The 24,420-nt window shown below is 66.9% G+C and carries 25 protein-coding genes; 15 read left to right on the plus strand and 10 right to left on the minus strand.

What is annotated here, in order from left to right; all coding sequences use genetic code 11:
• Positions 1 to 125 precede the first annotated feature (125 nt).
• The gene (gene ubiG / locus BM244_RS19215) at positions 126 to 866 is read right to left on the minus strand and encodes a bifunctional 2-polyprenyl-6-hydroxyphenol methylase/3-demethylubiquinol 3-O-methyltransferase UbiG (RefSeq protein ID WP_093400523.1); all 741 of its coding nucleotides are present in this window, start codon (positions 864 to 866) and stop codon (positions 126 to 128) included.
• Between the two features lie 52 nt (positions 867 to 918).
• Between ubiG and BM244_RS19220 the strand changes: the two genes are divergently transcribed.
• The 3 genes from BM244_RS19220 to BM244_RS19230 all read left to right on the plus strand — a co-directional run bounded on the left by BM244_RS19220 (position 919) and on the right by BM244_RS19230 (position 4,489).
• Positions 919 to 2,172 carry an aspartate kinase gene (locus BM244_RS19220; protein ID WP_093400607.1) on the plus strand — a complete coding sequence of 418 codons (1,254 nt, stop codon included), beginning with the start codon at positions 919 to 921 and terminating at the stop codon, positions 2,170 to 2,172.
• 136 nt (positions 2,173 to 2,308) lie between these two features.
• The gene (locus tag BM244_RS19225) at positions 2,309 to 3,295 is read left to right on the plus strand and encodes an NAD(P)H-dependent flavin oxidoreductase (RefSeq protein WP_093400524.1); all 987 of its coding nucleotides are present in this window, start codon (positions 2,309 to 2,311) and stop codon (positions 3,293 to 3,295) included.
• Between the two features lie 435 nt (positions 3,296 to 3,730).
• A complete protein-coding gene (locus tag BM244_RS19230) occupies positions 3,731 to 4,489 on the plus strand; it encodes a hypothetical protein (RefSeq protein ID WP_175518306.1) in 759 nt (252 codons plus the stop codon).
• Here the strand turns inward: BM244_RS19230 and BM244_RS19235 are convergent, their stop codons facing one another.
• A complete protein-coding gene (locus BM244_RS19235; RefSeq protein WP_093400525.1) occupies positions 4,490 to 4,894 on the minus strand; it encodes a VOC family protein in 405 nt (134 codons plus the stop codon).
• Between the two features lie 117 nt (positions 4,895 to 5,011).
• Between BM244_RS19235 and BM244_RS19240 the strand changes: the two genes are divergently transcribed.
• The 6 genes from BM244_RS19240 (at position 5,012) to pal (ending at position 9,961) form a co-directional block, all read left to right on the plus strand.
• Positions 5,012 to 5,470 (plus strand): YbgC/FadM family acyl-CoA thioesterase, encoded by a 459-nt coding sequence (locus BM244_RS19240; RefSeq protein WP_056487236.1) that lies wholly within the window; start codon positions 5,012 to 5,014, stop codon positions 5,468 to 5,470.
• Complete coding sequence (tolQ, locus tag BM244_RS19245; RefSeq protein ID WP_093400526.1) at positions 5,467 to 6,159, plus strand: protein TolQ; 693 nt, start codon at positions 5,467 to 5,469, stop codon at positions 6,157 to 6,159. The genes BM244_RS19240 and tolQ overlap by 4 nt, the downstream gene beginning before the upstream one ends.
• 126 nt (positions 6,160 to 6,285) lie before the next feature.
• The gene (tolR, locus tag BM244_RS19250; RefSeq protein ID WP_093400527.1) at positions 6,286 to 6,723 is read left to right on the plus strand and encodes a protein TolR; all 438 of its coding nucleotides are present in this window, start codon (positions 6,286 to 6,288) and stop codon (positions 6,721 to 6,723) included.
• 13 nt (positions 6,724 to 6,736) lie between these two features.
• Complete coding sequence (locus BM244_RS19255) at positions 6,737 to 7,771, plus strand: cell envelope biogenesis protein TolA (RefSeq protein ID WP_093400528.1); 1,035 nt, start codon at positions 6,737 to 6,739, stop codon at positions 7,769 to 7,771.
• A 131-nt stretch (positions 7,772 to 7,902) separates the two neighbouring features.
• The gene (gene tolB, locus BM244_RS19260; RefSeq protein ID WP_217649165.1) at positions 7,903 to 9,381 is read left to right on the plus strand and encodes a Tol-Pal system beta propeller repeat protein TolB; all 1,479 of its coding nucleotides are present in this window, start codon (positions 7,903 to 7,905) and stop codon (positions 9,379 to 9,381) included.
• Positions 9,382 to 9,433: 52 nt separating this feature from the next.
• Complete coding sequence (gene pal / locus BM244_RS19265; RefSeq protein WP_093400529.1) at positions 9,434 to 9,961, plus strand: peptidoglycan-associated lipoprotein Pal; 528 nt, start codon at positions 9,434 to 9,436, stop codon at positions 9,959 to 9,961.
• 171 nt (positions 9,962 to 10,132) lie between these two features.
• Here pal and BM244_RS19270 read toward each other — a convergent pair whose 3' ends face one another.
• The 4 genes from BM244_RS19270 to BM244_RS19285 all read right to left on the minus strand — a co-directional run bounded on the left by BM244_RS19270 (position 10,133) and on the right by BM244_RS19285 (position 13,911).
• Complete coding sequence (locus tag BM244_RS19270) at positions 10,133 to 10,984, minus strand: S1/P1 nuclease (RefSeq protein ID WP_093400530.1); 852 nt, start codon at positions 10,982 to 10,984, stop codon at positions 10,133 to 10,135.
• Positions 10,981 to 11,901: an isoaspartyl peptidase/L-asparaginase family protein gene (locus BM244_RS19275; RefSeq protein WP_093400531.1), complete on the minus strand. Its 921-nt coding sequence runs from the start codon at positions 11,899 to 11,901 to the stop codon at positions 10,981 to 10,983. Before BM244_RS19275 ends, BM244_RS19270 begins: the two co-directional genes overlap by 4 nt.
• Positions 11,898 to 13,037 carry an acyltransferase family protein gene (locus BM244_RS19280; RefSeq protein WP_093400532.1) on the minus strand — a complete coding sequence of 380 codons (1,140 nt, stop codon included), beginning with the start codon at positions 13,035 to 13,037 and terminating at the stop codon, positions 11,898 to 11,900. Before BM244_RS19280 ends, BM244_RS19275 begins: the two co-directional genes overlap by 4 nt.
• 352 nt (positions 13,038 to 13,389) lie before the next feature.
• Positions 13,390 to 13,911, minus strand: coding sequence for a DUF1993 domain-containing protein (locus BM244_RS19285; protein ID WP_093400533.1), 522 nt, complete (start codon positions 13,909 to 13,911; stop codon positions 13,390 to 13,392).
• A 122-nt stretch (positions 13,912 to 14,033) separates the two neighbouring features.
• On the opposite strand from BM244_RS19285, the gene ispG reads away from it, so the two are divergent.
• The 3 genes from ispG to BM244_RS19300 all read left to right on the plus strand — a co-directional run bounded on the left by ispG (position 14,034) and on the right by BM244_RS19300 (position 16,854).
• Positions 14,034 to 15,173, plus strand: coding sequence for a flavodoxin-dependent (E)-4-hydroxy-3-methylbut-2-enyl-diphosphate synthase (gene ispG / locus BM244_RS19290; protein ID WP_093400534.1), 1,140 nt, complete (start codon positions 14,034 to 14,036; stop codon positions 15,171 to 15,173).
• Positions 15,174 to 15,481: 308 nt separating this feature from the next.
• Positions 15,482 to 16,381, plus strand: coding sequence for a DMT family transporter (locus BM244_RS19295; protein ID WP_093400535.1), 900 nt, complete (start codon positions 15,482 to 15,484; stop codon positions 16,379 to 16,381).
• Positions 16,378 to 16,854, plus strand: a complete 477-nt coding sequence (locus BM244_RS19300; RefSeq protein WP_093400536.1) for a GNAT family N-acetyltransferase — start codon at positions 16,378 to 16,380, stop codon at positions 16,852 to 16,854. Before BM244_RS19295 ends, BM244_RS19300 begins: the two co-directional genes overlap by 4 nt.
• A 131-nt stretch (positions 16,855 to 16,985) precedes the next feature.
• Here the strand turns inward: BM244_RS19300 and BM244_RS19305 are convergent, their stop codons facing one another.
• From BM244_RS19305 to BM244_RS19320, 4 genes are all read right to left on the minus strand, one after another.
• Positions 16,986 to 17,648, minus strand: a complete 663-nt coding sequence (locus BM244_RS19305) for a TIGR02466 family protein (protein ID WP_093400537.1) — start codon at positions 17,646 to 17,648, stop codon at positions 16,986 to 16,988.
• Between the two features lie 4 nt (positions 17,649 to 17,652).
• On the minus strand, positions 17,653 to 18,231 hold the full coding sequence (gene ppa, locus BM244_RS19310) for an inorganic diphosphatase (protein ID WP_093400538.1): 579 nt from the start codon (positions 18,229 to 18,231) through the stop codon (positions 17,653 to 17,655).
• Between the two features lie 76 nt (positions 18,232 to 18,307).
• Positions 18,308 to 20,221: a M61 family metallopeptidase gene (locus BM244_RS19315; RefSeq protein WP_093400539.1), complete on the minus strand. Its 1,914-nt coding sequence runs from the start codon at positions 20,219 to 20,221 to the stop codon at positions 18,308 to 18,310.
• Between the two features lie 82 nt (positions 20,222 to 20,303).
• Positions 20,304 to 20,954, minus strand: coding sequence for a DUF1345 domain-containing protein (locus tag BM244_RS19320; protein ID WP_093400540.1), 651 nt, complete (start codon positions 20,952 to 20,954; stop codon positions 20,304 to 20,306).
• Positions 20,955 to 21,003: 49 nt separating this feature from the next.
• Here BM244_RS19320 and hisS point away from each other — a divergent pair, with 49 nt between their 5' ends.
• From hisS to prmC, 3 genes are all read left to right on the plus strand, one after another.
• On the plus strand, positions 21,004 to 22,302 hold the full coding sequence (gene hisS, locus BM244_RS19325; protein WP_093400541.1) for a histidine--tRNA ligase: 1,299 nt from the start codon (positions 21,004 to 21,006) through the stop codon (positions 22,300 to 22,302).
• Positions 22,299 to 23,372, plus strand: a complete 1,074-nt coding sequence (gene prfA, locus BM244_RS19330; protein ID WP_056053173.1) for a peptide chain release factor 1 — start codon at positions 22,299 to 22,301, stop codon at positions 23,370 to 23,372. The genes hisS and prfA overlap by 4 nt, the downstream gene beginning before the upstream one ends.
• Positions 23,373 to 23,489: 117 nt before the next feature.
• Complete coding sequence (gene prmC, locus BM244_RS19335; RefSeq protein WP_093400542.1) at positions 23,490 to 24,356, plus strand: peptide chain release factor N(5)-glutamine methyltransferase; 867 nt, start codon at positions 23,490 to 23,492, stop codon at positions 24,354 to 24,356.
• The last annotated feature ends 64 nt before the right edge of the window (positions 24,357 to 24,420 follow it).

Genomic DNA, 24,420 nt, shown 5'->3' on the forward strand with positions numbered 1-24,420 from the left:
GCCGGGGCCCAGTTGGGGGACGGTGACGGCTAAGGACGGCGCTTCGTTAACCCCGGCTTTCCCAACTGGGCCCCGGCCTTCGCCGGGGTGGCGGAGAAGGCCGGGGTGGGGCGTGTAGGGCAAGATCAGGCTTTTACGGCGGTCAGGAAATAATCGAGGCTCGTTGAATCGCTCAGCGCAAACCCCGTCGCCGGCGAGAAACTCAGCCCCCGCGTGTTCGTCACGCGAAGCCCCGCATCCTTCAGCAACGCAGTCAATTCCTCGGGCGTCAGGAACTTGTTCCAGTCGTGCGTCCCCTTGGGAATGACGCCTGCCCCCTCCGCCACCGTGATCATCGCCAGCCGAGACAGCGGCGTACGATTCGGCGTCGACAGGATCAGCAACCCACCCTCCGCCAACGTCCGCGCGAGGCCCCGCACGAAGCCGGCAGGATCGCTGACATGCTCGATCACCTCCAGGCTGGTGACCAGATCGAATTGCCCGACCAGCCCCTCGACGCCCCCCGCGCGGTAGTCGATCACCAGCCCGCTCTGCGCAGCATGAATCTCCGCCACTGCGATATTCTCGGGTGCCGCGTCGATCCCCGTCACCTCTGCACCTAGCCGCGCCAACGGCTCACACAGCAACCCTGCGCCACAACCGACGTCGAGCGCGGTCTTCCCCGCCAGCGGCGTGAAGGTCGAACCATCGCCCCCCCAATGCGCGTCGACCTGCTCGCGGATGTAGCGCAGGCGCGGCGGGTTGAGCTTGTGGAGCGGGGCGGACGAGCCCTTCGGATCCCACCAGTCCTTTGCCATCGTGCCGAAATGCGCGGCCTCGCGCGGATCGATTGTTGCGTTATTGTGCGTGTCACTTGCCAGTATCATGCGCGCTACCTATCAGGGCCGCCGCTTCGACCCAAAGGGATTTGCGCTGCCAATGGCCCGTATCGTGATGAAATTCGGCGGGACGTCGATGGCTGGGATCGAGCGTATCCGCAACGTCGCCGCGCGCGTGAAGCGCGAAGTCGACGCCGGCAACCAGGTCGCCGTCGTCGTCTCCGCGATGGCGGGCGAGACCGATCGGCTGGTCGGCTTCTGCCGCGAGGCGTCGTCGCTGTACGACGCGAAGGAATATGACGTCGTCGTCTCGGCCGGCGAGCAGATCACGAGCGGCTTGCTCGCGATCGCTTTGCAGGCGGCCGGGTGCAACGCGCGGAGCTGGCTCGGCTGGCAGTTGCCGATCAACACCTCGGACGCGCACGGCTCGGCCCGCATCGGTGAGATCGACACGGCCGCGCTCGACGCGAGCCTTGCGGACGGCGTCGTCGCCGTGATCCCCGGTTTCCAGGGCGTCGCAGACGGCCAGCGCGTCACGACGTTAGGCCGCGGCGGCTCGGATACGTCGGCGGTAGCAATGGCGGCGGCGATGAAGGCCGACCGCTGCGACATCTATACCGACGTCGACGGCGTCTACACGACCGACCCCCGGATCGTGCCGCGTGCACGGAAGCTGAGCAAGGTCACGTACGAAGAGATGCTGGAACTCGCCAGCGTCGGTGCCAAGGTGTTGCAGACGCGGTCTGTCGGCCTGGCGATGAAAGAGAATGTGCGGGTACGCGTATTGTCCTCGTTCGAGGATGGCGACACCAATGACGGTCACCGCGGCACGTTGATCGTGGGCGAAGAGGAAATCGACGATATGGAACGCCAGCTCATCACCGGCATCGCGCACGACAAGAACGAGGCGAAGATCACGTTGACGCAGGTCAGCGATCGGCCGGGCTCGGTCGCGGCGATCTTCGCGCCGCTCGCGGACGCAGGGATCAATGTCGACATGATCGTGCAGAACGTCGCGCATTCGACCGGGTCGACCGACGTGACGTTCACGGTGCCGGCGGCCGATCTCGCGCGCTCGCTCGACGTACTCGACAAGGCGAAGGATGCGATCGGCTATGCGACGATCGTCCACGACACGCGCGTCGCGAAAGTGTCCGTCGTTGGCGTCGGGATGCGCAGCCATGCGGGCGTCGCCTCGACGATGTTCACCACGCTCGGCGAGCGCGGCATCAACATCCAGGCGATCGCGACCTCGGAGATCAAGGTCAGCGTGCTGATCGAAGAGGATTATACCGAGCTGGCGGTGCGCGTGCTGCACACGGCGTATGGCCTCGATGCCGAGGATGCGGCGTAAAACTCTCCCCTCCCGCTTGCGGGAGGGGTCGGGGGAGGGCTAGGCGGTCGTGATGACCGATATGTCCGCGCCTCAGGCACACCCCTCCCCCGACCCCTCCCGCAAGACGGGAGGGGAGCAGAGGCTGCAACGCCGGATGGCGCGCGGCGCTGCATTTCTAGGCAGCGAGGTCGCGATTCTCGGCGGCGCGATGTCCTGGGTGAGCGAGCGGCACCTCGTCTCGGCGATCTCCAACGCGGGCGGGTTCGGCGTGATCGCGTGCGGCGCGATGACGCCCGCGCTGCTCGATACCGAGATCGCCGCGACCAAGGCGATGACCGACAAGCCGTTCGGCGTGAACCTGATTACGATGCACCCCGACCTGTTCGAGCTGATCGCGGTCTGCGCCAAGCACAAGGTCGGCCACGTCGTGCTCGCCGGTGGCCTGCCGCCCAAGGGCAGCATTGAGGCGATCAAGGAGACGGGCGCGAAACTGATCGCGTTCTCGCCTGCGCTAGCGCTCGCGAAGAAGCTGATCCGCTCGGGCGTCGATGCGCTGGTGATCGAGGGGATGGAGGCCGGCGGCCATATCGGACCGGTCTCGACCAGCGTTCTGGCGCAGGAGATGCTGCCCGAGATCGCCGAGCAGGTGCCGGTGTTCGTCGCTGGCGGGATCGGCCGCGGCGAGGCGATCGCGGGGTATCTCGACATGGGTGCGGCGGGCGTCCAGCTCGGCACGCTGTTCGTCTGCGCGACCGAGTCGATCGCACACGCCAATTTCAAGAAGGCGTTCATTCGAGCGTCGGCACGCGATGCGATCGCCAGCGTGCAGATCGACGCGCGGCTGCCGGTCATCCCGGTCCGCGCGCTGAAGAACGCGTCGAGCGAGTTGTTCACGGCAAAGCAGCGCGAGGTTGCCGGGCATCTCGACGGTGGCCGGGTCGAGATGGCCGAGGCGCAGTTGCAGATCGAGCATTACTGGGCAGGCGCGCTGCGCCGTGCGGTGATCGATGGCGATGTCGAGCATGGCTCGGTGATGGCGGGCCAGTCGGTCGGCATGGTCAAGCGCGAGGAGCCGGTTGCGGAGATCATCGGCGGGCTGATGGCGCAGGCCGCCGCGGCGCTGGAAGCGCGAGCGGTTTAAGGCGGTACTGATCCTCCCCCGCAAGGGGGAGGTGTCAGGCTCTCGCCTGACGGAGGGGGAGGTAAGGAAACGTCTGTTTCGTGTCCTCCCCCTCCGTCACCTGCGGCGCCACCTCCCCTGGCGCGGGAGGATTGAGAGGACGGCGTCTTCTGCTCAAGTGATGGTGCACAGGCACCTTCCCAGCACCACCCCGGCGAAGGCCGGGGCCCAATTGGGGGACGTCGCTGACTGAGGTCGGGCTTCGTTACTTCGACCTCTCCAATTGGGCCCCGGCCTTCGCCGGGGTGGAAGTAACTTGGGAACGGCCAAAGCCGTCCCGCCAAAAGCCCCAACCCCGCCCCCTCTCCACTCACCGCAAAGCGCGTACGGCTTACGTCTCGTTAACCTAACCCATGCATAGAGTGTCCCGTCGGGGGACGTCATGAGGTGGTTGCGATGAGTCGTCGGTTTGCTTTGCTGTCCGTTACCGCGCTGGGCCTGCTGGCCGGCTGCGCGCAGAAGCCACGAACCGTGGCCGCCGTCGCGCCACCCGTGATCATGGTGCCGGTGCCCGCGCCCGCGATGCCGAAGGGCGCGTCGCCGACGATCGTCATCCCGGTCGCGCTGGCCGACGGCACCTATCCCACGCCGAATCGCAACCTGACGACGTCCGCCAAGGTCTGGCACCTTCGCGCCGCGCTCAACGTCGCCGCGCTCGCGTGCCGTGGGCCGCAGGAATTGACGATCGTCGCGGGCTACAACGCGCTGCTCTCGGCGCAGAAGCCGGTGCTCGCCAAGGCCGAGGCGACCTATGCCAGCGAATACAAGTCGGGCGGCGGCGATTGGCAGGATCGCTACGACGATTCGATGACGCGCCTGTACAACTTCTTCTCGCAGTCGCCCGCGCGCGACGATTTTTGCGCGGCGGCGCAGACGGTTCTCGCGCAGAGTGCCGGTCTGACGGCGGAGGCCTTACCCGCGTTCGCTGCCCAGAATTTGCCGGTGCTCGAGCGGCCCTTCACCGATTTCTACCGCGCGGTCGATGCGTGGCGCGGTCGCACCGTGCGTCCGGTCCAGCCGCAGCTGGTCGCCTCGCGCCAATATGCGTCGAACATGCCGGTGCAGACGGTGACGCAGGCGCGGCTCCAGCCGATCTCTCAGCCGGTGCCGCCGGCGCAGCCCCGCTTGAAGCTGGACCCGAGCGTCTTCCAGTAATCAGGCCTTGATAGGCGATCCGATCGACCAGCTATGGCCGAACGGATCGCGCACCTGGCCGTAGCGATCGCCCCAGAACTGGTCCGCGACGGGCATCGTCACGTCCGCTCCCGCCGCCACCGCGCGATTCACCCAGGCGTCGGTATCGTCGACCTGCAGGTGCAGCGTGATACCGGCGGGCTCGGGCTCTGCATGACCGCGCCATTCCGGGAACGCGTCGCACAGCATCAGCCAGCCTTCGTTGATTCGCAGGCTCGCCTGCATCAGCCGGACGCCGTCGTCGGCGACGTTCGTCTCGACGATGACCGCGGCGAACGCGGCTTCGTAGAACGCCAGCGCCTCGCGCCCCTGAGTGTTGCGGATGACGAGGAACGGTGTGATTCCGCTGGTGGGACGATCGGCCATGCGAGTCTCCTGCGTTGAACCCTGCCAGGATACGCCGCGCGCCCGCCCCCGGCCAGCGCCGACATGATGAAGGCAAAGCTTGGCTTCCCTGCAAAGACTGGGTTAACAGCCGCGGGAATGGCTGAGGTTTCAGATCGTCCGGCGGAAGGCCGCTTCGAAGGGCGCGAGCACCGGTTTCCGGTGCGCGTCTATTTCGAGGACACCGATCTGTCGGGCGCGGTCTATCACGCCAATTATCTGCGCTACATGGAGCGCGCCCGGTCTGACATGCTGAGGGTCGGCGGGATCGACCAGCGCGCGACGTTCGAGGCGGGCGAGGGCTCCTACGCGATCGCCAGCGTCGCCATCCGCTACGCCGCGCCGGCGAAGCTCGACGACGCCTTGCTGGTCGTCTCGCGGATACGCCGTGTCCGCTCGGCCGGGGTCACCATTCATCAAAGGGTCATGCGCGACGGGCTTGTCTTGGCCGAGGCGGACGTGGTGGCGGCATTGGTCGCTCCCAATGGCCGCCCACGCCGCCAGCCGCGCGCCTGGATCGATATCTACGAACGCCTTGTCTGGCAGGGGGAAGCATGAATCCGGTGTTGACTATGGATAGCGCGACGCTGTCGCCGATCCACTTGTTCCTCCAGGCCGACTGGGTGGTGAAGGGCGTGATGATGGGGCTGCTGCTCGCCAGCATCTGGACCTGGGCGCTGATCGTCGCGTTCTGGCGGCGGATCGGCAAGACGCGCAAGGGCATGACGCGGTTCGAGCGCGACTTCTGGAAGGCCGAGGATATCGACGTCTTCTACAAGGCGGAGGGCGAGAACGACCTGCCGTCGGCACGCGTGTTCGCGGCGGGCGTGACCGAGTGGCGGCGCTCGACCGCGGGCGGCACGATCGACAAGAGCGGCACGCGCGAGCGGCTGGCGACGACGATGGGTGCAGCGGTCGCGGGCGAGATCGACAAGCTGTCGGACCGGCTGAACGTGCTGGCGACGGTCGGCTCGGTCGCGCCGTTCGTCGGGTTGTTCGGTACTGTGTGGGGCATTATGCGAAGCTTCACCAGCATCGCGGCGGCGCAGAACACCTCGCTGGCGGTGGTCGCGCCGGGGATCGCGGAGGCACTGTTCGCAACCGCGATCGGCCTGTTCGCGGCTATTCCGGCGGTGATCGCGTACAACCGGTTCGGCCACGGCATCAACCGGATCGAGGCGAGCCTGAACCGGTTCGCCGACGGCTTCCACACGACCCTCTCGCGCCAGTTGGACGGCTCGCGATGAGCGCGCTTCTCATTCCCCTTCCGCTTGCGGGAGGGGTCAGGGGAGGGGCTTCTACCTCTTCCTCTGAAACCGGTAATCGCGGCACTGCCCTCCCCCGACCCCTCCCGCGAGCGGGAGGGGAGTAAGGTGGCGATGAACCTTCCCTCTTCCCGCGGACGCGGCCGTCGCGCGCCGATGGCGGATATCAACGTCACGCCGCTGGTCGACGTGATGCTGGTGCTGCTGATCATCTTCATGGTGACCGCGCCCTTGATGACCGCGGGCGTACCGGTGAACCTCCCCGACGCGCGCGCGAAGGCGCTCGACCAAGAGCAGAAGCCCGTCGAGATCTCGATGGACGAGACCGGCGCGCTGTTCATCGACAAGGATCAGGTGACGGACGACGCGTTGCCGGTCCGGTTGGCCGCGATCGCCGCCAGCCGTGCGGTCGGCGATGAGCCGCAGGTGCTGCTGCGCGCGGACCGGAAGCTCGATTACGGGCGCGTGATGCGCGTCATGGGCGAACTCAACCGCGCCGGGCTGAACCGCGTCGCGCTGGTGACCGTCGAGGGTAATCAGAACTGATGGCGCTGGCCTGATGGATCGTTCGGAGAAGATCGGCTTAGGCGTTGCCGTCGTCGGGCATGTCGTGCTGTTCGGCTTGCTGTCGCTCGGCTTTCTCAGCGCGCCCGAACCGCCGAAGATCCAGCAGCAGCCGATCGACGTGAGCCTGGTGCCCGACGTCGCGCTCGAGGCGACCGCGCCGCAATCGACCGAGACGCCAGCCGAGTCGGTCGCCCCGGACGAGGGCGCACCCGAGGATGCCGCGCCGCCAGCTCCGCAAGAGGCGGAGCCCGAGCCGAAGCCCGATCCCGTACCGCCCGCGCCGCAGCCGAAGCCCACGCCGCCAAAACCCAAGCCGCAGCCGGCGCCCGAACCAAAACCCGAGCCCAAGCCGCAGCCGAAACCCAAGCCTGCGCCACCAAAGCCTGCGGCCAAGCCGGCTCCGGTGCCAAAGCCGGCCGAGAAGCCCAAGCCGGCGCCCGCCAAGGCCAAGCCGACCAAGCACGCTCCGGAGAAATCGGCACCTGCGAAGACCGCGACGAAGTCGAAGGACTCTGCCGCAAAGTCGTCTTCGAGTGCGGTCAAGCCCGCCAAGCCGTCCTCGACCAAGGGCAGCGGCTCGACCGCGGAGGCCAAGACCTCGCGGCCACGCGGTTCGCGGCTCGGCGACAATTTCCTCAAGGGGCTGTCGGCCGATCCGTCGCCGAGCAAGTCGGAAGCGCCAAGGGCGGCCAAGATGGATGCGAAGGCGGCGACCAATATTGGTTCGGCGATCCTCAGACAGGTCCAGCCCTGCGCCAATCGGCAGGTAACGCCTGGGCCGGGGGCGGAGCGTATTCGCGTGAAGATCAACCTGCGGCTTAACCGTGACGGAACTCTCGCGGCGAAACCGACGATCACCGAGCATCTTGGCGTCGACGACGACAACCGGCGCTATGTCGACCGCGTCGACGATCTGGCCATCGCGACCTTCACCGGGTGTTCACCGCTACGCGGTTTGCCCGATGACCTGTATGACGTGCCGCACGGCTGGAGCAATTTCAGCCTGCGCTACAAACTTCCCGGCTGAGGATGTCCGTTATGACTCGATCGATCCTGGGGTTTTTCCCTTCGCGCGCAACTTTGGTTGCGGGTGACCACCCATTGCACGGTAACCACCCCGGCGGAGGCCGGGGCCCAGTTGGAAAGGTCGATGTAACGATGCGCAACGTTCCTTTAGCGGCGTTCCCCAACTGGGCCCCGGCCTTCGCCGGGGTGGTGTTGGGTGCGCGTAGGGCTCGATCGGTTCTTGCTTCGGTTGGGTTGCTGGCGTTCGTATCCGGTACCGCCAGCGCACAGGACGCCCCGGCACCCGCTCCAGCACCACAACAAACCCCCGCCGATCCAGCCACCCCAGCCCCGGCAGGCGATCAGTCCGGTGGCCTCGTGGTCGACGTCACCGGCGGCATCTCCGCGCCGATGCCGATCGCGATTCCCGTCATGCCGACGTCCGCGGTCGTCTCCACCCCGGCAGGCTCGACCGACGTGCTCGGTCGCCAGCTCGCCGACATCGTCACCAACGATCTCCGCAACTCAGGCCTGTTCACGCCGCTGTCCCCCGGTCAGCTCCGCCCAATCACCTTCCCCGAAGTCACAGCACCCGGGTTCGATTACTGGGGCAGCACCGGCGCGCAGGCACTCGTGCAGGGCTTCATCCGCGCGAACGGCGACGGGAACCTCACGGTCGGCTGCTACCTCTACGACGTGTCGTCGAAGGCGGAGCTGACGCGTACCGGGTTCGTCGTCCCCCCATCGGACTGGCGTCGCGCAGGGCATAAATGCGCCGACATGGTCTACACCCGCCTCACCGGCGAAGGCGCGTATTTCGACAGCCGCGTCGTCTACGTGTCCGAGACCGGCCCCAAGGGCCACCGCATCAAGCGGCTTGCGATCATGGATCAGGACGGTGCCAATCACCGCTTCCTGACCAACGGCCAGTCGATCGTGCTGACGCCGCGGTTCGCGCCGAACCAGCAGTCGATCGTCTATATGAGCTATCTCAACAATCGCCCGGCGATCTATGTCTACGATATCGGCTCGGGCAAGCAGCGGCTGGTGGTGGCGAACGCGAACCTGACGTTTGCGCCGCGCTTCTCGCCGGACGGTCGCAACATCCTGTTCTCGATGGCGCAGGGCGGCAACACCGACGTCTACCGCGTGTCGTCGCAGGGTGGCACACCGCAGCGGCTGACCAACTCTCCCGGGATCGATACCGGCGGCAGTTATTCGCCGGACGGCTCGAAGATCGTATTCGAGAGCGATCGGTCGGGCGGGCAGCAGATCTACGTGATGAACGCGGACGGCTCGAACCAGCAGCGGATCAGCTTCGGCGGCGGGCGTTATGCGACGCCGGTGTGGAGCCCGCGCGGCGACCTGATCGCGTTCACCAAGCTCGGCGGCGGCTTCCGGATCGGCATCATGAGCCCGAGCGGCGGCGGCGAGAAATTGCTGACCAACGACTGGCAGGACGAGGGGCCGAGCTGGTCGCCGAACGGTCGCGTGATCAACTTCTATCGCTCGGGACGCGGCAGCGGCGGCAAGGCGGACCTCTGGTCGGTCGATCTGACCGGCGTCAACGAGCGCAAGATTCCGACGCCGCTCGATGGCTCGGATCCGGCATGGGGCCCCTTGCGGCCCTGAACCTGCTATGGGGGCATAACGGGGAAACGTGATTTTCTACGGGAGACTATCTATGTCGAAGCTTTCCAACGTCTTGCTTGCGTGTACCGCGCTGATCGCCGTTTCGGGTTGCGCCAAGAAGCGTCCCGCCGTGCTGCCGCCCGCACCGGTCGACAACAATGCACCGGTCGATCCCAATGCGGGGATGAACAATGGCAATGTCGGGGGCGCGATCGTGCCGGGGTCGGATGCCGATTTCCAGCGCTCGGTCAGCTCGAACACGGTGAATTTCGGGCTCGACATGTACGACATCGATCCGACCGCCCGCGCGATCCTCGACAGCCAGGCGCAGTGGCTCGCGAAGTTCCCGAACCAGCGCATCACGATCGAAGGCCATGCGGATGAGCGTGGCACGCGCGAATACAACCTCGCGCTTGGTGATCGTCGTGCGAACGCGACCAAGAACTATCTGGCGGCAAAGGGCGTGTCGGCTTCGCGGATGACGACGATTAGCTACGGCAAGGAGCGCCCGGTGGCGCTGGGCTCGGACGACCAGAGCTGGGCGGCGAACCGTCGTGCTGTGACGGTGGTGCTGAACTAGGGCTATCGTGGGGGTCCCTCTCCCCTGCGGGGAGAGGGAAGGAGGAGCCGCTTGGCGACGGGAGGGTGAGGGGCTGTTGGAACAGACGATCCGAGCCCCAAGCCCCTCACCCTCCCACGTGCAAGAGCCCGCGGGCCCCTCCCTCTCCCCGGAGGGGAGAGGGTAAGCGGTTTACCCCAGTGCCTTGTCGAGCAGCTTCGCCAACCGGATCCCCCCGCGGCGAACCTCTTCGCGCGACACCGGCACCATCTTCGCGATCGTCGCGTCGTCCATCTTCACGCGCGCCGGAACCGGTCCACAAGCATCGCCGCCCAGCGCGGCGGCATACGCCGTATGCGCGGCTTCCCAGCTCTCCCGGCTCCAGTCGGTAACCGTCCCAGCCCCAATCTTAGCCCGCTCGGCCGCCGGATAGCGCCGCACCAGCGACGGCGGCGTCGAGATCGCGCGCTCCGCCAGTGGCCCGTCCCAGATCGAATGCAGATTGAACCGCGCGGGACCGTAGATCCCGTAATCCGCCTTCACGTCGTTGCCGCCCTTGTCGTGCCGGTCGCCCGCGTGAAGCGGCTGATGCAGATCGCCGACGAAGTGGATCAGGAACGCCAGCGCCTGGACGCGGTCCTTCGCCGAGGTGGCGCGGTCACGGAGCAGTTTCACGTCGCGGTCGATCTGGACTGAGACGCAATTGCCGTCTTTGCACGACTCGGTGACGTCGAACGGCGCGCAGACGTCGGCGTCCTGGAAATGCCAGTTATACGCGAACCCGAACCGCGACTTGCCCTCCGCGGTCTTCAGAGGCTTGATGCAGTCCGCCCAGACGCTCGCCTGCTCGATCGTCCCCGCGGGACATTCGGGCGTATCGAGCAGCGCCTGTTGCGCCAGCAGCTTCCGGATCGCGGCCTTGGTCTTCGGCGTCACGTTGGCATAGGCGATCTGCGCGACGGTCTGGTGGCCATACTCCCAGAACGCGGTGGCGGGGGAGGCGAGACCGACGAGAGCCGCCGCGGCGAGGAAATAGCGCTTCATGCCAGCTCGTTAGCGTAGATCGCGACGGTCCGGCTACCCTTAGACGACGCCGTCCCGCGGTACATGCCGACGGTGTTGAAGCCCCAGGCCATGTCGCCGTCCGGCCCCGCAACGATGACGCCGCCCGTGCCGCCAAGCGCCTTCACTTCGGCGAGCACCGAATCGGCGGCAACCTGCAGCGACTCGCCCGACAACCGGACGCGCGCGGCGATCTCATGGCTGACGCCGACGCGGAGGAAGAACTCGCCCGAGCCGGTGCATGAGACGGCGCAGGCGCGATCGTCGGCGAAGGTGCCCGCGCCGATCACCGGCGTGTCGCCGATCCGGCCCCAGCGCTTGCCGGTGACACCGCCTGTCGAGGTGGCGGCGGCGACATGGCCATGCGTATCGCACGCGACCGCGCCGACCGTGCCGTATTTCATGTCGACGTCGAATCCGCCGCCATCGGCCTGGAACTCGGCGAACTGGCGGCGGCGTTCGTCGGTGGCGAACCAGTCGGCGTCGGCTTGGGGAAGGTCGCGCTCGAGCGAGAACGCATCCGCGCCCTTCCCGGCGAGGAAGACGTGACGCCCGTCGTCGAGGATCGCGCGGGCGAGACCTACCGGGTTGCGCGTCGCGGTCGCTGCGGCAACGGCCCCCGCCGCCCGCGTGCGCCCGTCCATGATCGCGGCGTCCAGCTCCAGCGTGCCATCATGCGTAAACACCGCGCCGCGCCCCGAATTGAAGTGAGGGTCGTCCTCCAGCACACGCACCGCCGCCTCGACCGCGTCCAGCGCGCTGCCGCCATCCGCCAGCACCTTCGACCCGACGTCTAGGGCGTTCGACAGGCCGGTACGTGCGCCCGCATCCTGCTCGGGCGAGACCATCTCGCTGTCGAGTTTGCCGGCGCCGCCGTGGATGACGAGGGTCCAGGTCATGCTGAGTCTTTCGAGGGTAGGGCGCGAAGGCCGATGAGGGGACGGAGCGGCGCGATGCTGCGGCCGATCATGTAGAAGGCGATGCAGCCGATCGTCGTCGCGACGAGCAGGCACGCGAACTCCGCCCAGCCCGGCAGGCCGGCGGGGAGCAGAGCGTACATCACGAGGACGATGATCGTCTGGTGGATCAGGTAGAACGGGAACACCGCCTCGGTCAGCGTCCGGCGCCAGCGATGGTCGCGGTTCCAGTGGCGCTCGGCGATCCCGATCAGCGCGACGATCGCGCCCCATTGCTCGAGTGCATGCGCGACGCCGTAGCCCGGGTAGATCCAGCGCGGCGCGACGATGTCGCCGGGCCATTCGAGCTCGACGCCGATGATCGCGCCATAGCCGAGCACCGCGGCGACCGCGCCGACCTTCCACCAGCGCGCGATCGCCGCCATCGCAGGTTCGGAGCGGGCGAGGCCGAAGCCGAACAGGAAGGCGGGGAAATAGGTGACGTGCGCGACCCAGTCGCCATACAGGGCTTGGTTCTCGGCGGCCATCTGGAACCACCAGCCGTGCACGAACACGAGCCACGCGACCGGCAGGACGAGAACTGCCCAGCCCGAGAAGATCCGGTCGAACACGCGTTGCAGCCAGTCGCCGCGGACGACGACCAGCCCGATCGTCAACGCGGTGGTGTAGACCCAGAGGTAGACGACGAACCAGAGGTGGTTCCACGTCGGCAACGACAGCCCGGCGAGCTTGCCGAACCGGAAATAATCATGGGTCCAGAAGGTCCAGTAGCTGGCGGTATAGCCATGCTTGGTGACCAGCTCGACCCAGGGTTGCGGCGGGACGATAACGGCGATCCCGAACAGCAGCGGCACGAGCAGGCGGTAGCAGCGGTTGGCGAAGAATCCGCGCGTCCCGCTCGACCGAGCCAGGAGCGCGCGGCTGGCATAGCCCGAAACCACGAACAACAGCGTCAGCCGCCAAGCATTGCTCGCCAGCATCGGCAGCCGCACCCAGTCCTCGACATGGAGCGACTTCACATGGAAGTTCCACGGCACGAAGACCATGCCGATATGGTAGAGGATCAGCAGCGCGAACGCCCCGATCCGCAGCCAGTCCATGCCGTAATGCCGCGTCATCGCGCGGCCCTACGGGGCGGGAAGCGGTGCCGCAAGCGTGGGCCGGCTGAGGTGGTGTTCGGCACCGACCGGTGTCCCCCTGAAATCCTCCCCCGCAAGGGGGAGGTGTCTGGCGCTTGCCAGACGGAGGGGGCGGACACGGAACAGCGGTTACCCTTACCGCCCCCTCCGTCACCTTCGGTGCCACCCCCCCCTGGCGGGTGAGGATCGTTCAAGCGTGACCGTTCCCCGCAGTCCGCGCTTCTATGTTCTCCCGCGAAGGCGGGGAGCCCAGTCTGGCTCCCCGCCTTCGCGGGGAAACAGGCTTTCCTCCGGCGAGAATATGCGTGTTTAGCGATCCACCTCAGTCGGATCACGCCTTCATGCGCGGCGTACCCATGAAGTCGCGCTTGCCGATCGGGACGCCTTGCGCGCGCAGGATCGCGTAGGCCGTGCTCGCGTGGAAATAGAAGTTGGGCTGCGAGAACGAGAGCAGGAAGTTCGCGCCGGTGAACGGCATGACGAACGTGCCGAACTCGAACGTCGTGTCGTTGTCGGCAAGCGCGTCGAACGCCTCCCGGTCGATCGCCTCGAGCGTGGCGATGGCATCGCGCATCACCGTGTGAAGACCCGCGAAATCCGTCGGCCACGCTGACCGGTCGGGCGAGAAGGTGCCGCAACGGACGCCTTCGATTCCACCGACCGAATGCCCGGCGCACGCCTTCACCTGGTAGCCGAACGGCAGCATGTCGTCGGCGAGCTTCGCGTCGATCAGGACGGAGGGTTCGATACCTTTCTCGACGGCGAACGCTTCCGCCTTGTCGAGCAGCGCGTCGACCGCGCGGAGAATCTGCAGGTTCGAGGGGATCGTCGCATCGTACAGGGACAGGGTCATCGCGTTCGCTCCATAAGGCCGTGCGCCGCTATGGCCGACGATCGCGAGGCCCGCCAGCGCCAGCGATGTTCCGTTCCACCGTGCAAGTCGCTATATAGGCCTCGAACTCCCGAGGAATCCCCATGTCCCTTCGTCCCTGGCGCGATATCACCCGCCGCAAGAGCCGCCAGATCATGGTCGGCAACGTCCCCGTCGGCGGCGATGCGCCGGTCACGGTGCAGACGATGACCAACACCCCGACCGACGACGTGCGCGCGACGGTCGACCAGATCCGGCGCTGCGAAGAGGCGGGCGTCGACATCATCCGCGTCAGCTGCCCAGACGTCGAATCGACCGCCGCGCTGAAGCAGATCGTCCGCGCGAGCCGCGTGCCGATCGTCGCGGACATCCATTTCCACTACAAGCGTGCGCTCGAAGCGGCGGACGCCGGGGCGGCTTGTCTGCGGATCAACCCGGGCAATATCGGCTCGGCGGCGCGCGTGAAGGAAGTCGTCGACGCGGCCAAGTCCAACGGCTGCGCGATCCGGATCGGCGTCAACGGCGGGTCGCTCGAGCGGCATCTGCTCGAGAAATACGGCGAGCCTTGCCCAGATGCGCTGGTCGAGTCGGCGCTCGATCATATCAAGCTGTTGCAGGACCACGACTTTCACGAGTTCAAGGTCGCGGTGAAGGCCTCCGACCTGTTCCTCGCGGTGGCGGCGTATCAGCAGCTCGCCGAACAGGTCGATTGCCCGCTGCATCTCGGCATCACCGAGGCGGGCGGGTTCGTCGGCGGCACGGTGAAGTCGGCGATCGGGATGGGTAGCCTGCTCTGGTACGGGATCGGCGACACGATCCGCGTCTCGCTCTCGGCCGAGCCCGAGGAGGAAGTCCGCGTCGGCTTCGAGATCCTGAAAGCACTCGGCATCCGCAACCGCGGCGTCCGCGTCGTGTCATGTCCGTCGTGCGCGCGCCAGGGCTTCGACGTGATCCGCACCGTGCAGGCGCTGGAGGAACGGTTGCAGCACATCCGCACACCGATGTCCTTGTCGGTGCTCGGCTGCGTCGTGAACGGCCCCGGCGAAGCGCGCGAGACCGATATCGGCATCACCGGCGGCGGCAACGGCAAGCACATGGTGTATCTGTCGGGCGTCACCGATCACCACGTCCAGGACGCCGACATGGTCGACCACATCGTCCGGCTGGTCGAGGCGAAGGCCGCGGAGATCGACGCGGCGGATGCGGCTATCGCGGCCTTGGTACCGGAGATGGCGGCGGAATAGGTCTCAGCGGTCAGCTGCTTATGCGCTCCGTTCCCTAACTCTGACTTTTGTCAGGATGACGGCGTGAAGCGCGCATCCTCCTACCGTTCTTCGGTGAAAGCGGGAGTCCAGGGTTACCGGCGATAGCGTTCGTGGCCCTGGACCCCCGCGTTCGCGGGGGAACAGCAGCCTTGGACACCGCTCTGTCAAACCGTCCCCGTCCGCAACGGCAATTCCAGCACCGGCGATGGCGTCGCGATCGGATGCGGGTTAAGCGGACCGCATGAGGATGATCCGAACATTGACCGTTCACGATGCGGTCTAGTCCGATGACATCCCGCACCGTTTCCCCCGCTTTAGCCTTCGCGATCGCCGCGCTGGGCATCGGACTGTTCTCCATGATGGACGCGGTGATGAAGTCGCTCGTCCTCGCGATCGGCGTCTATAACGCGCTGCTCTGGCGGCAGATGATCAGCGTCGGGCTCGGCGCAATCGCGTGGAAGCTCGGGAACAGCGGGCGGCCGAGCGGGCGGGCGCTGAAGCTGCATCTGGCACGCGGGCTGGTGACCACCGCGATGGCGGTGCTGTTCTTCTGGGGGCTCGCGCGCGTGCCGATGGCGCAGGCGATTTCGCTGACCTACATCGCGCCGATCCTCGCATTGCTGCTAGGCGCGGTGACGCTCGGCGAGCGGGTCGGGCGCAAAGCGGTGATCGGGTCGATCGCCGCGTTGCTCGGCGTGCTCGTGGTGATGATCGGGCATGGGCGCGGCGTCGCGGGACCGGAGACGTTTCACGGCGCGCTCGCGGTGCTCGGGTCCGCGGTCCTGTATGCGGTCAACCTCGTGATCGCACGGCTGCAGAGCCAGGCGGCGCGGCCGGGGGAGATCGCCTTCTTCCAGGCGCTCGTCATCACCGCGACGCTGGCGCTCGCCGCGCCTTGGCTGGCCGTAGTGCCCGAAGCGGCGCAGTGGCCCAAGCTGTTGCTCGCCGCGGGGCTGGCAACCGCGTCGCTCTGGCTGCTTGGCTGGGCGTATGCGCACGGCGATACCGGGTTCCTCGCGACCACCGAATACACCTCGTTCGTCTATGCGGCCGTGCTGGGTTTCCTGGTGTTCGGCGAGCGGGTATCGGCGTTCACGCTGGCGGGCGCGGCGATCATCGTCGTCGCGTGCCTGTACGCGGCGCGGCGGCGTGACATCGCGCAGACATCGATCGAGGCTAGTGCATGACCGTCATCCGTCCCGCCACCGTCGCCGATGTCGGCACCATCCTGCGGTTCGTCCGCGAACTCGCCGCGTTCGAGCGCGAACCGGATGCGGTAGAGGCGACCGAGACCACGCTGACGGAGGCGTTGTTCGGCGAGCGGCCTGCCGCGGAAGCTGTGATCGCGGAGACCGCGGAAGGCCCGCTCGGAATCGCGGTGTTCTTCCACAATTTCTCGACCTGGACCGGCAGGCGCGGGCTGTATCTCGAGGATCTCTACGTGACGCCGGACGCGCGCGGGCAGGGCGTCGGCGGCACGCTGCTGGCGCATCTGGCCGGGGTGGCGCTCGATCGCGGCTGCGCGCGGTTCGAATGGTCGGTGCTCGACTGGAATGCCGACGCGATCGCGTTCTACCGAAAGGTCGGCGCGGTCGGTATGGAGGACTGGACGATCCAGCGGATGTCGGGGGATGCGCTGGTCAGGTTGGCAGGGCGGTAGCCGAAGCGCCTTCTGGCTCCCCTCCCTGGAAGGGAGGGGCTGGGGGTGGGTCGGCCCGTTTTAGCCACCACGGTCGGATATGCGGAAGCCGACCCACCCCCGACCCCTCCCTTCCAGGGAGGAGGAAGGCGTCAGCCCTTCACGTCGATATTCATCGCGATCGAGATGCGGTCGCCTGTTCCCAGGTGCGGGCGGACGCCGTGGCGGAGCCAGGCGGGGAACAGGATCAGGTCGCCCGCCTCGGTCGGCAGGCGGCGCTCGACCGGTTGCGGCTGGCCGTCGATCCCGACGAGGCGAAATCCCGGCAGCCGCATGAACGGCACCGGGAAGCGCGGGTCCTCGAAGAACAGCTCGCCGCCCGCTTCGCCCTCCGCAGGCGGGACACCCATGTCGACGTAATAGACCGCCGCCCACAGCACGCCGGGATGCGCATGGCTCATGTTGAGCGCGCCGGGCGGCGAAAGGTTCGCCCACATCTTGACGGTCCACTCGACCGTCGCCGCATCGCGCCCGTCGAAATGCGAGGCGCGCTTCGCCATCTTCACCGCGGTATCGGCGAGCGCGGCCGCCGCCGGGCCGCCCCAGTCGAGCATGTCGGTCGCCGAATGCCAGCCCCCGACATTGGATCGGGCAAGGCTCGGCGCGGCGGCGTAGCGATCGAGGATCGCGGTGCGCAACGCCGCGGTCAGGGCGGCGGCATCGGCCAGCCGTCCGTGCAGGATCGGCGTCTCGTACAATCCGATCTGCGCCGCGCGGACGCGGATGCCGTCGAACGAACGAGACGCCGTCGTCATGCTATCAGCGTCCTGCGGTGTCGTCCGCGTTCATCGGCTCTTCGCCCTTGGCCTTCTCGGCGTTGTAGCGCTCGATCGCCTCGATCGTGACGCGCTTGGCCTCGTCGGCATCGCCCCACTTGCCGACGCGGACCCACTTCGTCTTCTCCAGGTCCTTGTAGTGCGTGAAGAAGTGCTCGATCTGCTCGAACACGATCTCGGGCATGTCACCGCGCTCGCCGATGTTGGCGTAATACGGGAACACCGCATCGACGGGAACGCAGATGAGCTTCTCGTCGCCGCCGGCCTCGTCCTCGAGGTTCAGCACCGCGATCGGCCGGGCGCGGACGACGCAGCCCGGAATGAACGGCGAGCGCGCGATCACGAGCGCATCCAGGGGATCGCCATCGGGGCTCAGCGTGTGCGGTACGAAGCCGTAGTTCGCCGGATAGCGCATCGGCGTGTGCAGGATGCGATCGACGAACAGCGCGCCCGATGCCTTGTCGAACTCGTACTTCACGGGCTCGCCGCCGGTCGGCACTTCGATGATGACGTTCAGATCCTCGGGCGGGTTCTTGCCGGTCGGGATGAGGTCGATACGCATGGCGGTCCTTTCGATATGACGATGCCGGCGCTCCTCGTCTGGGGAGCGGCCGGCACCACGTTAGATTAGCATCTGGTCAGCGCGGCATCAGCAGCTTGTCCAGCCCGCCGTCACCTGTACCCACCTTCTGGAGCCGCGGATAGCGCGGGCCGTCGTGGTAATCGAGCAAGATGTCACGGAAACGGTCGTTGTTCTTTACAGTCAGGCGGATCGGCACTTTCGTACCCTGCGCCGCGAGGATCGCCGCCTTGATCCGATCCGACGAATAGGCCTCCGCGTTGACCGCCTCGATCTCGGTGCCGACGTCGAGCCCTGCCTTGAACGCCGGGCTGTCCCAGATCGACGAGGTGACGACACCCTCCTTGTTGATCACCATGCCCAGCGAATAGCTGACATCGGTGCCGCGCGTCTTTTCCGCCTGCTTCAGATACGGGCTCTGCTCGGGGCCGTAGACCAGCTTGTAGCCGTTCATCGCGAAGCCGTTGATCGGCGCGGGCTTGCCCGTCTCGGTCAGCCGCGTGTTCAGGAACGTCGCCCAGTCATAGGGGACGATGCCGTTCAGCGTCTTCGCGACGTCGGCGAAGGTGTAGGTCAGCTCGCCGTAATCGCCGTCACGAACGCCGAAGAAAGCCTTGGCGAAATCGTCGATCGACTTGGTGCCGTTCGACTTCTGGCGGAGCATCGCGTCGACCTCCATCCAGACCATCAGGCCCTCGTTGTAGTAATCCTCGGAGCGCTGCCAGCTGGTCCAGCCCTTGGGTTTCCGCGCCGAGATCACCGGATCGTTGGTCGTGTCGATCAGCGGACGCCACTGGCGGCCGGGCGCGGTATCGTAATTGCCGAGGATCGACGCATAGCCGTCGAGCGTGTCCTGCTTGCTGACCAGACCCGAGCGCGCCTGGAGCACATAGCCCCAGAACTGCGTCTGGCCTTCATACACCCACAACAGCGAATCGCGCATCGGCGTGCGGAAGTCCGGCGTCCACAGGTCGGCGCCGCGGCGGAACTTGCCGTCCCAGCTATGCGTGTATTCGTGCGGGAGGAGATTCCGTGCGGCGGCCCCCGTCTCCCATTCGGTGAAATAGCCGGGACGGACACCGTTTTCCGAGCTGCGGTGATGCTCCAGGCCGATCCCGCCGAGCTGGTCGGTGATCGACAGCAGGAACTCGTAATGATCGTAATGCTGCGCGCCGAACGTCTTCACCGCCTGGTCGACGAGCCGCTTGTGCGCGTCGATCTGCTCGGGCTTGGCGGCAAGCTGGTCGGGGCTGTCGGCGAACACGTTCAGGTCGACGCGAGGGGAGAGCGGCCAGACCTTGCCGTATTTGCCCGCGAGCGTCGGCGAATCGACGAGGATCTCGTAGTTGGTCGTATCGTAGCTGTAGGTCGAGCCCGATACCTTGGCCGGCACCGCACCCGCCGCAGTCCAGCCGGTCGGATAGGTGACGGTCATCTTGATCGGGATCTGGCGCGTGAAATACCCTGCGGGGTACAGGCTGACGAGGTTCGGCTCGAGGCTGACCATCGTCGGCGTCATCACGATACGGCCCTGGTCGCCCTTGGTCGCGGAGATGAACTGGAATTCGGCCACCACCGACTTGGCGCCGGTCGGCACGTCGATGTGGAAGGCGAAGACGTCGACCGGATCGCGCGTCCAGGGGACGATCTTGCCATTGGCGCGGATCACTAGGCCGGCGAGCTTCTCGATCTCGCCGCGTGGGGAATGCGCGCCGGGCAGCCACTTCGGATACAGCAGCGCCATCGGCCCGGACTTCGCGACCGGGATGGTCTGCTTGACGCGGAATATCCCGCGCTCGGTATCGGTCGCATCGACGTCGAGCAGCAGCGTGCCGGGATAGGGCGTGTCGACCGCGTCGGGGATGGTGTCGACGAACGGCACCGGCTGCGGCGCGGTGTTGCCGGCGGGGACCTGCGCAAACGCAGGGGCGGCGGACGCGAGCAGGGATGCGACGAGAAGCTTGCGGATCAAGGAAGGGCCTTCCGGCTGAGAGACGATGACCCGAGGTGTAATCGCGATAAAGGGCAGCCGTCCAGTCCTTTACCGGGAATCCTCAACCGCTCCCGAGCACGTTGATCGTGAACGCCAGCACGCCGATATTGAACACGAACGCCGCCATGCACTGGCCGAGCGCGGCTTTCCGCACTCGCCGCGACGTGATCTCGACGTCCGACGTCTGGAACGTCATCCCCAGCGTGAACGCGAAATAGGCGAAGTCCCAGTAATCGGGCTCGTCGCAGCTCGGGAAATCGAGGCCCTTGGCGTCCTTGCCGTCCGGATCGTCGACATAGAACAGATGCGCGTAATGCAGCGTGTAGATCATGTTCGAGAACAGCCACGCGAGCGCCAGCGTCGCGATCGTCAGCGCGATCCCGACCGCGTCGTTCTTGCCCTGCAATTCCTTCGCCACCGCGACCAGGATGACCAGCATGATCGTCCCGCTGAACCCGAGCAGCACCGCGCGGTTGGCGTCGTTCTCTTCCGCCGCGCGGCGCATCCGGGCGGCGGTGGCGTTGCGGAACAAAGTCGAGACCGCGATCAGGAACACGACCGCTGCGACGTCGAACGCCGCCATCGTGCCCCGTCCGAGCCCGAAGCGCGGGATCATCGCGGCCAGCCCGATCGCGAAGACCAGCACGAACAGGATGAAGCGCGGCGGGGCAACGCGTTGGCCGAGGCCCCAATATCTGGCTTTTTCAGTCATGCCACAGCGCTAGCGCTTCGCGGGCACGTCGCCTAGATACGCGCGCATCATGGCCAAGATTGAAACCCCGCGCCGCATCCGTGGCACCCAGGACATTTTCGGTGAGGAGCAGCGCCGGTTCGCGCACGTCCTCGCCACGTTCGAGCGCGTGCGGGCGCTGTATTGCTTCCAGCGCGTCGACATCCCGGTGTTCGAGTCGACGGCGGTGTTCGCGCGCTCGCTCGGCGAGACGACCGACGTCGTGTCGAAGGAAATGTACACGTTCGAGGATCGCGGTGGGGACTCGCTCACGCTCCGCCCGGAGTTCACCGCCGGTATTGCCCGCGCGTACCTGACCGAAGGCTGGCAGCAGTTCGCGCCGCTGAAGCTCACCACCAGCGGCCCGGTGTTCCGCTACGAGCGCCCGCAAAAGGGCCGCTTCCGCCAGTTCCACCAGATCGACGCCGAGGTGATCGGTGCCGCGGAACCGGCGGCGGACGTCGAACTCCTCGTGCTCGCGGATCAGTTGCTGCGCGAACTCGGCATTTCCGACGGCGTGACGCTACAGCTCAACACGCTGGGTGACGCGGCGACGCGCGACGCCTGGCGCGAGGCGCTGGTCGCGCATTTCGAAGCGCACCGCGACGAACTGTCCGAGGACAGCCTGACCCGGCTCGAGAAGAACCCGATGCGGATCCTCGATTCGAAGGACCCCCGCGACCGCCCGATCGCCGACAGCGCGCCCGATATCGACGCGTATCTGACCCCCGAGGCACGCGCGTTCTTCGAAGCGGTGACCGCCGGGCTCGATGCGGCGGGCGTCGCATGGGAGCGCAACGCGCGGCTGGTGCGGGGGCTCGATTACTACCGCCACACCGCGTTCGAGTTCGTGACCGATCGGTTGGGCTCGCAGGGCACGGTATTGGCGGGCGGCCGGTATGACGGGTTGATCGGCTCGCTCGGCGGACCGGAGACGGCCGGCGTTGGCTGGGCCGCCGGTGTCGAGCGGTTGGCTATGTTGTTGGAAGAGCCGGCGATTGAACGTCCACTCGTGGCGGTTATTCCCAAGAGCGCCGACTGGAATTCACGAGCGCTGGAGGCCGTCACACTTCTTCGGAGTGCGGGCTTTTCATGCTCGATGGCGTTCAAAGGTAATCTCAAGCGACGGGGCGAGATTGCGAACAAGGAGGCTGCCGTCAGCAAGCTTTTTGTCGGCGATCCGGACGGTCCGGGTTCTGCTTTGGAGATGAGTTTCTACAACTCATCGTTGTCCAATGCTGAACAAGACGAGCTATTGAACAAGGTGCGTGACGTTCTTGGTGATCGCTTTGGTTGGTCGATGGGAAGCGCGGGCTGGAATAATCCATGACCCAGATCTCCCCCGACCGCATCCGCGCGATCGAGGCGCGGCGTGACGAGCTTCAGGCGCTGATGTCGACCGGCGATCTCCCCTCCGACCGCTTCGTCGCGGTGTCGAAGGAATATGCCGAGCTCGAACCCGTCGCCCAGGCCGCCACCGAAGTGCGCCGGTTGCGGCAGGAGGCGGAGAGCCTCGCGTTCATGGCCGAGGATGCCGACGACGAACTGCGCGCGATGGCGTCGGACGAGCTGCACGAGAACCGCACGCTGCTCGAGACCGCGGACCGCAAACTCGCGCTCGCGCTGTTGCCGCGCGACTCCGCCGACGAGCGCTCGGCGATGCTCGAAGTCCGCGCCGGCACCGGTGGCGACGAGGCGGCGCTGTTCGCGGGCGACCTGTTCCGGATGTACCAGCGCTATGCCGAATCGCAGGGCTGGCGGGTCGAGATGATCTCCGGCTCGTCGTCCGACGCGGGCGGCTTCAAGGAAGTCGTCGCCAGCGTCACCGGGCAGGGCGTGTTCGCCAAGTTGAAGTTCGAAAGCGGCGTCCACCGCGTCCAGCGCGTGCCGACGACCGAGGCCGGCGGCCGGATCCACACCTCGGCGGCAACCGTCGCGGTGCTGCCCGAGGCGGAGGAGGTCGACGTCAAGATCGACGACAAGGACCTCCGCATCGACGTCTATCGCTCGTCGGGGCCGGGCGGGCAGTCGGTCAACACGACGGACTCGGCGGTGCGGATCGTCCACATCCCGACCGGGCTGACCGTGATCCAGCAGGACGAGAAGTCGCAGCACAAGAACAAGGCCAAGGCCCTCCGCGTGCTGCGGACGCGGCTGTACGAGGCCGAGCGCGACCGGTTGCATGCCGAGCGCGCGGGTGCGCGGAAGTCGATGGTCGGCTCGGGCGATCGGTCTGAACGCATCCGGACGTACAATTTCCCGCAAGGCCGCGTGACCGATCACCGCATCAACCTGACGCTCCACCGCCTACCGGAGATCGTCGCGGGCGAAATGGACGAACTGATCGGCGCCCTGGTCGCGCAGGATGAGGCGGACCGCCTGGCGCAGCTGGATGGCTGAGCGTTCCTACTTCCCCCCCTCCCGCAAGCGGGAGGGGGCCGGGGGGTGGGCTCGCGGCTGGTTCCAGGAGGGCGTTGAGCTTGGGTCTTGCGACTTATCGCAACTGGTGCGTCCGCGGTGAGCGCGTGCCCACCCCCCAACCCCCTCCCGCAAGCGGGCGGGGGGGTAAGGGCGGCGATCGCCACCGCCGCTGCACAGTTCATCTTCTCCGCCACCCCCCGCCTCGACGCGGAACTCCTCATGGCGCACGCGCTCGGCGTCGAGCGCAACGCGATCCTCCTCGACCCCGATCGCCACACCGTCCCCGACGCCTTCGCCCCCCTCGTCGAACGCCGCCTCAACCACGAGCCGATCGCCTACATCACCGGCACCCGCGGCTTCTGGTCGATCGACCTCGCCGTCGGCCCCGGCGCACTCGTCCCCCGCGCCGACAGCGAAACGCTCCTGATCGCCGCCCAAGCGCATTTCGCCGGGCGCGCCCCCGCAACGATACTCGACCTCGGCACCGGCCCCGGCACGCTACTCCTCGCCGCCCTCGACGAATGGCCGTCGCAAGGCCTCGGCGTAGACTATTCCCCCCAAGCGCTCGCCTACGCCCGCGCCAACGCCGCAACCCTCGGCGTCACCGACCGAGCCCACTTTATCCAAGGCAGCTGGGCCAGCGCGATCATCGGTCAGTTCGACCTGATCCTCGCCAACCCCCCCTACATCGCCACCGCCGAGCAGCTCCCGCGCGAAGTCCACGACCACGAACCCCACGCCGCGCTCTTCGCCGGCGCAGACGGGCTAGACGACTACCGCATCCTCGCCGAACAACTCCCGGCCCTGCTCGCCCCCGGCGGCGCGGCGGTCATCGAGATCGGCTCGACCCAGGCTCCCCCCGTCAGCGCGCTGCTACAGGCGCAAGGTCTGCACGTCGCGCTCCACCACGATTATGGTGGCAACCCGCGCGCGCTGGTCGCCACGCACGCCCCCGCGACTTGAACAATATGGCGCTAAACCTCACATTTCGCTTGTAGTAGGTCCCTTGCGGACGCTATCACACGGG

Source organism: Sphingomonas sp. OK281, from assembly GCF_900115295.1.
Taxonomy (GTDB): Bacteria; Pseudomonadota; Alphaproteobacteria; order Sphingomonadales; family Sphingomonadaceae; genus Sphingomonas.

Bases quoted from the DNA above. Each gene is read 5' to 3' on its own strand.
- BM244_RS19255 (WP_093400528.1), top strand. From the start codon at position 6,737: ATGGATCGTTCGGAGAAGATCGGCTTAGGCGTTGCCGTCGTCGGGCAT.
- BM244_RS19230 (WP_175518306.1), top strand. From the start codon at position 3,731: ATGAGTCGTCGGTTTGCTTTGCTGTCCGTTACCGCGCTGGGCCTGCTG.
- BM244_RS19275 (WP_093400531.1), bottom strand. From the start codon at position 11,901: ATGACCTGGACCCTCGTCATCCACGGCGGCGCCGGCAAACTCGACAGC.
- BM244_RS19235 (WP_093400525.1), bottom strand. From the start codon at position 4,894: ATGGCCGATCGTCCCACCAGCGGAATCACACCGTTCCTCGTCATCCGC.
- BM244_RS19305 (WP_093400537.1), bottom strand. From the start codon at position 17,648: ATGACGACGGCGTCTCGTTCGTTCGACGGCATCCGCGTCCGCGCGGCG.
- BM244_RS19280 (WP_093400532.1), bottom strand. From the start codon at position 13,037: ATGACGCGGCATTACGGCATGGACTGGCTGCGGATCGGGGCGTTCGCG.
- BM244_RS19285 (WP_093400533.1), bottom strand. From the start codon at position 13,911: ATGACCCTGTCCCTGTACGATGCGACGATCCCCTCGAACCTGCAGATT.
- BM244_RS19295 (WP_093400535.1), top strand. From the start codon at position 15,482: ATGACATCCCGCACCGTTTCCCCCGCTTTAGCCTTCGCGATCGCCGCG.
- BM244_RS19240 (WP_056487236.1), top strand. From the start codon at position 5,012: ATGGCTGAGGTTTCAGATCGTCCGGCGGAAGGCCGCTTCGAAGGGCGC.
- pal (WP_093400529.1), top strand. From the start codon at position 9,434: ATGTCGAAGCTTTCCAACGTCTTGCTTGCGTGTACCGCGCTGATCGCC.
- BM244_RS19270 (WP_093400530.1), bottom strand. From the start codon at position 10,984: ATGAAGCGCTATTTCCTCGCCGCGGCGGCTCTCGTCGGTCTCGCCTCC.
- BM244_RS19320 (WP_093400540.1), bottom strand. From the start codon at position 20,954: ATGACTGAAAAAGCCAGATATTGGGGCCTCGGCCAACGCGTTGCCCCG.
- ispG (WP_093400534.1), top strand. From the start codon at position 14,034: ATGTCCCTTCGTCCCTGGCGCGATATCACCCGCCGCAAGAGCCGCCAG.
- BM244_RS19220 (WP_093400607.1), top strand. From the start codon at position 919: ATGGCCCGTATCGTGATGAAATTCGGCGGGACGTCGATGGCTGGGATC.
- tolB (WP_217649165.1), top strand. From the start codon at position 7,903: ATGCGCAACGTTCCTTTAGCGGCGTTCCCCAACTGGGCCCCGGCCTTC.
- BM244_RS19300 (WP_093400536.1), top strand. From the start codon at position 16,378: ATGACCGTCATCCGTCCCGCCACCGTCGCCGATGTCGGCACCATCCTG.
- tolQ (WP_093400526.1), top strand. From the start codon at position 5,467: ATGAATCCGGTGTTGACTATGGATAGCGCGACGCTGTCGCCGATCCAC.
- prfA (WP_056053173.1), top strand. From the start codon at position 22,299: ATGACCCAGATCTCCCCCGACCGCATCCGCGCGATCGAGGCGCGGCGT.
- BM244_RS19225 (WP_093400524.1), top strand. From the start codon at position 2,309: ATGGCGCGCGGCGCTGCATTTCTAGGCAGCGAGGTCGCGATTCTCGGC.
- ppa (WP_093400538.1), bottom strand. From the start codon at position 18,231: ATGCGTATCGACCTCATCCCGACCGGCAAGAACCCGCCCGAGGATCTG.
- hisS (WP_093400541.1), top strand. From the start codon at position 21,004: ATGGCCAAGATTGAAACCCCGCGCCGCATCCGTGGCACCCAGGACATT.
- ubiG (WP_093400523.1), bottom strand. From the start codon at position 866: ATGATACTGGCAAGTGACACGCACAATAACGCAACAATCGATCCGCGC.